The organism is Cognatilysobacter lacus (assembly GCF_008274655.1).
GTDB classification, from domain to species: domain Bacteria; phylum Pseudomonadota; class Gammaproteobacteria; order Xanthomonadales; family Xanthomonadaceae; genus Cognatilysobacter; species Cognatilysobacter lacus.
This window is the reverse complement of record NZ_VTRV01000123.1, coordinates 1-8351: the sequence shown is the minus strand read 5'-3', so window position 1 is coordinate 8351 and position 8351 is coordinate 1. Positions and strand designations below refer to the sequence as shown.

Sequence of the window (8351 nt, the reverse complement as noted above, 5' to 3'; positions counted from 1 at the left end):
TGCCGGGTTGGCGACAGCTATACCCGGCAGCTCGATCGCAGCGCGCATACCACGCGTGCCGGCGACATCGAGCGTTTAGCCGGGTTGGGCATACAGCAGGAAGGCGGCGATGCGGGGCATCCGACCAGTCTAAAGGTCGCCGCCGGGGCGACGCGCTGGCCATGCGAGCCCCGTCACCGCGCGCCGCTGGCTCGCAAAGCGTCTGCTAGCCTGCGCCAATGCCATGCGACCAAGCCCCATGCTCGCCCTGATCCAGCGCGTCACGAGCGCCGAGGTGCGGGTCGACGGCGCGGCGGTTGGGGCGATCGGTCCGGGCCTGCTCGCCCTGGTCGGCATCGAGCCGGGCGACGGCGATGCGCAGGTCGCGCGCATGACGGAGCGCCTGCTGGGCTACCGGGTGTTCGCCGACGCGGCCGGGCGGATGAACCTCGGGCTGGCGACGACGGGCGGGGGGCTGTTGCTGGTCAGCCAGTTCACCCTGGCGGCCGACACCTCGTCGGGCATGCGGCCCGGCTTCCAGACCGCGGCGCCGCCCGAAATCGCTGAACCCCTCTTCAACCGGCTCGTCGACCGCTGCCGGGAAGGCCATCCGGTGGTGGAAACGGGGCGTTTCGGCGCCCATATGGTGATCAGCCTGGTCAACGACGGGCCGGTCACCTTCCTGTTGCGCGCCTGAAGCGCCGGGCTCCGACCGGTCGTTCGGCCAGCGGTGAAACCCGCGCTGGTATAATGCACGGTTCCCTTGACCCCTTTACCCCAGGTGGCGCAGCCCATGGCCAACGAACGTCAGACCCCGCAGTCCGATATCAAGCAACTGATCAGCAAGGGTCTGGAGCAGGGCTACCTCACCTATGCCGAGGTGAATGACCACCTGCCCGACGACGTCGTCGATCCCGAACAGATCGAAGACATCATCGGCATGATCAACGGCATGGGTATCGAGGTGCATGAAGTTGCGCCCGATGCCGAGACGCTGCTGCTCGCCGGCCAGCAGGCCGGTGGCCGCGAGGTCGACGATACCGCGGCCGAGGAAGCCGCCGCCGCGCTGGTCTCGCTCGACTCCGAAGGCGGCCGCACCACCGACCCCGTGCGCATGTACATGCGCGAGATGGGCACGGTCGAGCTGCTGACCCGCGAAGGCGAAATCGCCATCGCCAAGCGGATCGAAGAAGGCCTCGTGCAGGTGCAGGCGTCGCTCGCGTCGTTCCCCGGCACCATTGCGCAGATCCTCGGCGACTACGAGCTGCACAAGGGCGGCAAGAAGCGCCTCGCCGAAGTCATCGTGGGCTTCCTCGACCTGATCGACGAAGTGCCGCCGGAGATCCCGGTCCCGGTGGTTGCCGACATCGAAGTTGCCGATGACGAAGCCGAAGTCGAAGCGACCGAAGAAGCCGAGGAAGTCGGCCCGACCGGCCCGGATCCACTCGAGGTCGCCAGCCGCTTCGGTGCCATGGGCGAGCTCTACGCCAAGTTCGAGAAGTCGCACGCCAAGAACGGCCCGGATCACAAGACCACCAAGAAGATCCGCGAGGAAATGGCGGAGATCTTCATCACGCTCAAGTTGCCGTTGAACCTCACCGACGCACTGGTGCGCAACCTGCGCGAGTCCGTCGCCAAGGTGAAGGAACACGAGCGCCGCATCCTCGACCTGTCCGTGCGCGTCGCCAAGATGCCGCGCAAGGACTTCATCCGCGCATGGGACGGCAACCAGACCAACCTCGAGTGGGTCGACGAGCTGCTCAAGCGCAAGCAGAAGTGGGCGAGCGCGCTGCGTGACGTCAAGGACCGCATCGTCTTCGAACAGCAGGCCACGATCGACGAAGAACAGCGCATGAAGGTCACGCTGGCCGAGCTGCGCGAGATCTCGCGCGCGATGGCCTATGGCGAGGCGAAGGCGCGCAAGGCCAAGAAGGAAATGGTCGAGGCGAACCTGCGCCTGGTGATCTCGATCGCCAAGAAGTACACGAACCGCGGCCTGCAGTTCCTCGACCTCATCCAGGAGGGCAACATCGGCCTGATGAAGGCGGTCGACAAGTTCGAATACCGCCGCGGCTACAAGTTCTCGACGTACGCCACGTGGTGGATCCGCCAGGCGATCACGCGCTCGATCGCCGACCAGGCGCGCACCATCCGTATCCCGGTGCACATGATCGAGACGATCAACAAGCTCAACCGCATTTCCCGCCAGATGCTCCAGACCTACGGCCGCGAGGCCACGCCTGAAGAACTGGCCAAGGAAATGGACATGCCTGAGGACAAGATCCGGAAGGTCATGAAGATCGCCAAGGAGCCCATCTCGATGGAGACTCCGATCGGCGACGACGAGGATTCGCACCTCGGCGACTTCATCGAGGACACGAACGTCATGTCCCCGATCGACGCGACCACGGACATCAACCTGTCCGAGACCGTGCGTGACGTGCTGGCGAGCCTGACCCCGCGTGAGGCCAAGGTGCTGCGCATGCGGTTCGGCATCGACATGAATACCGATCACACGCTGGAAGAAGTCGGCAAGCAGTTCGACGTGACCCGCGAGCGCATCCGCCAGATCGAGGCGAAGGCGCTGCGCAAGCTGCGTCATCCGTCGCGTTCGGAACAGCTGCGTTCGTTCCTTGACATCGATTGATCGATCGCATCGTTGTAATGCACACGAGCCCGCCGCAATGGCGGGCTCGTCGTTTGTGAGCCGCTACAATCCGCCCGCTGCGGGCCTATAGCTCAACGGTTAGAGCAGGGGACTCATAATCCCTTGGTTCCAGGTTCGAATCCTGGTGGGCCCATGCGTGCGTCGAGCAGGCCAGCGACGACGCGACCGCCTCGGCGGTGTCGAACGTGGTCGTCCGTGCAGGCCGGTACCGACGTCTCGAGGTGCGCGGGTACGAACAGCGGCATGGACCACGTACGCGCACTGTCGAACGCGCCCGGTCCCGATGTTCCGTGGATGTGCTCGACGCACCCGGACGCAAGCGGCGCGCCGCGACGACCGCTTCGCCCCGGCCGGAATTGCGCCGATCCATGACGCACCGCGTCAACCGGGCCGGCAAACCCGAGAAAAACGCGCCGGGGATGCCCTCGCGACTGATCAGGCGCCCGCTGCTGAGCCCGGTGCGCAAGGGCCTAACGCGAAAGGGTCAAGATTCCGGCCGCCGTCCGTCGGAAAGCGTGTTGACGGTCACGACCCGGTCGGTTTCGTCGGCGACCATCGGCGTCAGGACCCCGCACGCATGGACGCGAGCCCCCTCACGGACTCCCCATGCGCCCCTCTGTCCTCGCCGCTGCACTCGTTCTCGTCCTCGCGACCAACGCGTCCGCCACCGAATTCGCCCATCCCGACCACTACGAGTTCGATGCCTCGATCGCGGCGCCGTTCCGCGCCCAGGCCGGCCGTTTCCCGATGCAGCTGCACTTCGATTACCCCGGCGCCGGTGACCGTACCGCCGCCGCGTGGCGGCTCGAAGTCGTGGCTCCCGGCGGCGCCCGGCTACTACACGTTGCGCCTGCGCGCGGTGCCGACCGTTGCCGACCCGGGCGACGCGCGACCGATCGAAGCGCGCATCGACGAGGCGTTCGCGGTGTTCACCGACGAGGTCGTCGAACAGACCTACGACGTGCAGGTCGGCAACGTTGCCGCGGCGCGCGTGACGCCGCGACAGCCGCTATCGACCTCGCCCCGGACGGCGCAGGTGCAGGGCATCACCGCGCAGGCGGTGCCGTCCACCGGTGGCCTCAACTACACCGTCTACTACGGCAACCTGCACAGCCAGACCAACCATAGCGACGGCGGCGGCGACCTTGCCACCTGCACGGGTGCGCAGGCGCCGCAGACCGGCAAGTACGGCCCCGCGGACGCCTACACGATGATGCAGAACCAGGCGCACGGCGACTTCCTGCTGACGTCCGAACACAACCACATGTTCGATGGCTCCGACAGCACCAACACCAGCGCGAACCCGACCACCGCGATCAACCTGTTCCACAGCGGCCTGACCGCGGCGGCAAACTACCGCACCGCGCATCCGAGCTTCCTCGCGCTGTACGGCCTGGAGTGGGGCGTCATCAGCAACGGCGGCCACCTCAACATCCTCAACGTGGACCAGCTCACCGAGTGGGAAACCAACTCGTCGGGCCAGCTGATCGGCGAGGTCAATACCCCGAAGAGCGACTACGCCGCGCTGTACTCGACGATGAAGGCGCATGGCTGGATCGGCATGTTCAACCATCCGGCGACCAGCGGGCAGTTCATCGTCGGCGGCACGGCGCTCGGCTACGACGCCAACGGCGCGCAGGTGATGATGCTGGCCGAGGTGCTCAATTCGTCCGCGTTCTCGACCAACACCACCGAAACCGAGACCGGCCGCAGCAGCTACCAGTCCGCATGGAACATCCTGCTCGAGCGCGGCTACAAGGTCGCGCCCGCCAGTGACCAGGACAACCACTGCGCGAACTGGGGCCTGAGTTTCACCAACCGCACCGGCGTGCTGTTGCCGAGCGGCACCGTGCTCAATCCCACCAATTTCTACGACGCGATCCGCGCGCGCCGCGTGTTCGCGACCGAAGACAGGACCGGCCAGCTGGTGCTCAGCGCCAACGGCCACGTGATGGGCGAATCCTTCTCCAACAGCGGCACGCTCACGCTCACCGCGAACTTCGCCAGCACCAGTGGGCAGACGGCGCAACGCGTGCAGTTCTTCCAGGGTGTTCCGGGCAGCAACGGCACGGTGACGCAACTCTACGAGGGCAGCGACACCACGACGATCACGCCGGCCAGCGGCGAGCATTTCTACTACGCGCAGGTGACCGAGGCGAACGGCCTCCGGCTGTGGTCGGCGCCGGTGTGGGTAACGCAGGGCACCGGCGGCGGCGGTGGTGATACGCAGCTCCCCACCGCAAGCGCATCGGAATCGGGCACCTCGGGCACGATCACGCTGTCGGCCACCGCGTCCGACAATGTCGGCGTCACCAAGGTCGAGTTCTACGTCGATGGCGCCCTCAAGGGCAGCGACGCGACCTCGCCGTACTCGATGACGCTCGATTCGACGACCCTGTCGAACGGATCGCACACGCTCGTCGCGAAGGCCTATGACGCCGCAGGCAACGTCGGCAGCTCGTCGAGCGTCGCGTTCTCGGTCAGCAATGCGGTGATCGAAACCGAACTCGTTCAGAACGGCGGCTTCGAATCCGGCGCCAGCTACTGGACCGCGACCAGCGGTGCCGTGACCAACAGCAGCACGTACGTGGCCCACGCGGGCACGTACAAGATGTGGCTGGACGGCTACGGCACGACGACCACCGAGTACGGTTACCAGACGATAAGCATCCCGGCAGGCACCACCACCGCCACGCTCACGTTCTGGGTGCGCGTCGACAGCGCCGAGACCACGACCTCGTCCGCCTACGACACGCTCAAGGTGCAGCTGCGCAACAGCAGCAACACGGTGCTGACCACGCTCGCCACGTACTCGAACCTCAACAAGGGTTCCAGCTACGTGCAGAAGACGTTCGACGTTTCGGCCTATCGCGGCCAGACGGTGCGGGTCTACTTCGAAGGCAGCGAGGATTCAAGCCTGGCGACGTCCTTCCTGCTCGACGACGTGTCGCTCCGCGCCAAGTAACCGCACGCAGTACGACGACGGCGCGCCCCGGCAACCCCGGGGCGCGTTCGTTTCTACAGGCGATCCAGCCGCCCGCCGTCGACGCGGATCTCGGCGCCCTGTACGAAGTGCGCATCGTCGGAGGCCAGGTAGGCGACCAGCGCGGCCACGTCCTCGGGCTGCCCCACGTCGCGTTCGTCGACGGTTTCTATGCCGCTTTTCACGTTCGGGTTGTTGCGCAGCATCGGTGTGTTGATCGCGCCCGGCAGGATCACGTTGGTGCGCAGGCCCTTGGGCTTGCCCTCCAGCGCGGTCGACCGCGACAGCGACACCAGGGCCGCCTTGGCGGCCGCGTAGTGCGCGACATGAGGCGTGGTTTCCACCGCGTGGATGCTGGAGACGTTGACGATCGCGCCACCCTTGGCCATGTGCAGGAACGCCTGCTTGGTGAAGTAGAAGGCGCCCATGAGGTCGACGCCGAGCACGCGGAGCCAGTCCTCGCCGGTGAGCTCCTCGAGCGCCTTGAACTGCATCAGCCCGGCGTTGTTGACCAGCACGTCCCAGCGTCCGAACTGCTTGAGCGTCGCGTCGATCGTGGCCTGCACCTGCGCCTCAACGCTCACGTCGCACAACTGCGCCAGTACCTCGCCGCCGCCAGCCGCGCGCACCTGCGGCAGCGCCTGGTCGAGATTGGCCTGGTTGTAGTCGACGATGACCACGCGCGCGCCTTCCGCGGCGACGCGCTTGGCGATGGCAAGGCCGATGCCGCTGGCGCCGCCGGTGACCAGCGCAACGCGATTCTCGAAACGTCGTTCCATGAAAGAGATTCCTCAGGATCCGGTGGACGCGGTGTTCGCGGCAGCGGTGGATGGATCGGTCGACGCCACCGCGGCTTGCGCCTGCTTCTGGTTGTCGTGCCTGCTCGCGTAGTCGGAGGGCATCGACACCGGCACCTGAAGGCAGACGCTGTGCGTGGGCAGCACTTCGCGCCAGTTGGCGATCAGTTGCTTGTAAGCCTCGCCGACGGGGCGGATCTTGCGGTCGAGGTCGTAGAGGCCGACTTCGAAGACGCGTCCATTCTCTTCGCGAAGCGCGGTGTCCCAGTCGACCTGGTCGGTGAGCGAGTACCAGGTGAAACCGACGATGGGCACGCCGTCGTTGCGAACGCGCAGGACGTTCGCCCACTCCTTCCACAGCCAGTTCACCGCTTCGTCGCCGTTCGGGCCCTGGCGCCGGTTGGTCTCGGTATGCATCACCGGCAGGCGGTATCGATCGTGGTACTGGCGCGTGATCACGTGGTAGCCGAACACTTCGCCCGCCGGGCGGGTGCTGCCGTCGGCCGACACGCGATGCTCGTTGGTCGCGTAGTAGTCGTTGCCCATGATGCAGTTGTGCTTGAAGCGATGGCTGAGGAAGAAGTGGTATTCCTCGCGGGTCATCCCGTTGTCCATCAAGTATTCGTACATCTCCGAATCCACGCGGCGGCCGTAATTGAGGTCGAGCGACAGGAAACGCCGCGAGTTCATGACCTCGGCAGCCGCGATCGCCTTGGGGTTCTCGGCGTGGAAATATTCGGAAGACTCGCTCTGGATGAAGATCGCATCGGGCCGGACTTCCAGGATGGCGCCCATCGCGAGCACATTCGCCTTGACGATGTGCTTGAGCGCGGTAACGAAGGCCTGGTCGCTTGCGAGCTGCTCGTTCCACCATCCGTACAGCGCGGAGAACGCCGCGCAGATGAACATCTCGTTGACCGGCGTGTACAGCTGCACCCACGGGTAGCGGGTGGCGAATGCCCGGGCGTAGGTGGCGAAGCGCGCCGGGAAGTCCGGGTTCTGGAAGTTGCCGATCCAGTCGGGTACGCCGAAATGGCAGAGGTCGGCGATCGGCGCGATGTTGCGGCGGCGCAGGTCCTCGAAGGTGACGTCCGCGAACGACCAGTCGTAGTGGCCGTCGGCCAGCCAGGTGCGGTGGATCGGCGGGCCGTAGCGCAGGACCTGGATGCCGAGCGCCTGCACCAGGTCGAAGTCGAGCGACCACTTCTCGTAGTGCCCGCACTTTTCCAGTTCGTCGACGCGCACGCGCCCGCCCTGGATCGTGGGATTGCTGTTCTCGATGCCGGTGGCAAACAGGAAACTCGGGGTCATGCGATGGGCCCGGTGATCATCCGCCGAGGCTAGCGGCCGTAGCCGTCAGCGCGCATGAAGGCAGGGCGCCGGGCCGCCCGGGCGTCGGCCGCCGGCGCGCGCGCGTTCCCATGCGCGCGCATGCGGCGCGGCTATAGTCCGCGTCCCTTTCGACCGGAACCGTCGCCGCATGGACCTCATCGACCGCATCGAGACCGAAACCGGGCCATCGCCGGCGTGGTCCGTGATCTGGCTGCACGGCCTGGGCGCCGATGGCAACGACTTCGCCCCGCTGGTACCCGAACTCGTGCGCCGGGACTGGCCGGCGATCCGGTTCGTGTTCCCGCACGCGCCGGTGCAGCCGGTCACGATCAACGGTGGCATGCGCATGCGCTCCTGGTACGACATCGTGAGCTTCGACCTGACCGGTCGCGCCGATTCCGCGGGCGTCGATGAGTCGGTCGCGCGCGTGGAAGCGCTGGTCGAGCGCGAAGTCGAGCGCGGCGTGCCCGCGTCGCGGATCGTCCTCGCGGGTTTCTCGCAGGGTGGGGCGGTGGCGCTGGCGGCCGGGCTGCGTCGCGAAGAGCCGCTGGCGGGTCTGGTCGCGCTGTCCACCTACCTGCCGCTCGGCGTC

6 protein-coding genes and 1 tRNA gene are annotated in these 8351 nt (G+C 66.5%); 5 read left to right on the top strand and 2 right to left on the bottom strand.

Annotated elements, in window-relative coordinates:
• Positions 1 to 238: 238 nt before the first annotated feature.
• The 4 genes from dtd to FW784_RS10570 all read left to right on the top strand — a co-directional run bounded on the left by dtd (position 239) and on the right by FW784_RS10570 (position 5612).
• The gene (dtd, locus tag FW784_RS10585; RefSeq protein ID WP_149353310.1) at positions 239 to 676 is read left to right on the top strand and encodes a D-aminoacyl-tRNA deacylase; all 438 of its coding nucleotides are present in this window, start codon (positions 239 to 241) and stop codon (positions 674 to 676) included.
• A 96-nt stretch (positions 677 to 772) separates the two neighbouring features.
• Entirely contained in the window at positions 773 to 2626 is a 1854-nt protein-coding gene (gene rpoD, locus FW784_RS10580) for an RNA polymerase sigma factor RpoD (RefSeq protein ID WP_149353309.1), read from the top strand.
• A gap of 81 nt (positions 2627 to 2707) precedes the next feature.
• Positions 2708 to 2780: transfer RNA gene (locus tag FW784_RS10575), tRNA-Ile, on the top strand.
• A 645-nt stretch (positions 2781 to 3425) separates the two neighbouring features.
• On the top strand, positions 3426 to 5612 hold the full coding sequence (locus tag FW784_RS10570; RefSeq protein ID WP_149353308.1) for an Ig-like domain-containing protein: 2187 nt from the start codon (positions 3426 to 3428) through the stop codon (positions 5610 to 5612).
• 53 nt (positions 5613 to 5665) lie between these two features.
• Here FW784_RS10570 and FW784_RS10565 read toward each other — a convergent pair whose 3' ends face one another.
• Both FW784_RS10565 and FW784_RS10560 read right to left on the bottom strand, forming a co-directional pair.
• Positions 5666 to 6409: an SDR family NAD(P)-dependent oxidoreductase gene (locus FW784_RS10565; RefSeq protein ID WP_149353307.1), complete on the bottom strand. Its 744-nt coding sequence runs from the start codon at positions 6407 to 6409 to the stop codon at positions 5666 to 5668.
• Positions 6410 to 6421: 12 nt separating this feature from the next.
• Positions 6422 to 7738 (bottom strand): family 1 glycosylhydrolase, encoded by a 1317-nt coding sequence (locus tag FW784_RS10560; RefSeq protein ID WP_149353306.1) that lies wholly within the window; start codon positions 7736 to 7738, stop codon positions 6422 to 6424.
• A 169-nt stretch (positions 7739 to 7907) separates the two neighbouring features.
• On the opposite strand from FW784_RS10560, the gene FW784_RS10555 reads away from it, so the two are divergent.
• The coding region (locus FW784_RS10555) for an alpha/beta hydrolase (protein ID WP_149353305.1) at positions 7908 to 8351 on the top strand (444 nt) is incomplete at its 3' end.

Bases quoted from the DNA above. Each gene is read 5' to 3' on its own strand.
- dtd (WP_149353310.1), top strand. From the start codon at position 239: ATGCTCGCCCTGATCCAGCGCGTCACGAGCGCCGAGGTGCGGGTCGAC.
- rpoD (WP_149353309.1), top strand. From the start codon at position 773: ATGGCCAACGAACGTCAGACCCCGCAGTCCGATATCAAGCAACTGATC.
- FW784_RS10565 (WP_149353307.1), bottom strand. From the start codon at position 6,409: ATGGAACGACGTTTCGAGAATCGCGTTGCGCTGGTCACCGGCGGCGCC.
- FW784_RS10560 (WP_149353306.1), bottom strand. From the start codon at position 7,738: ATGACCCCGAGTTTCCTGTTTGCCACCGGCATCGAGAACAGCAATCCC.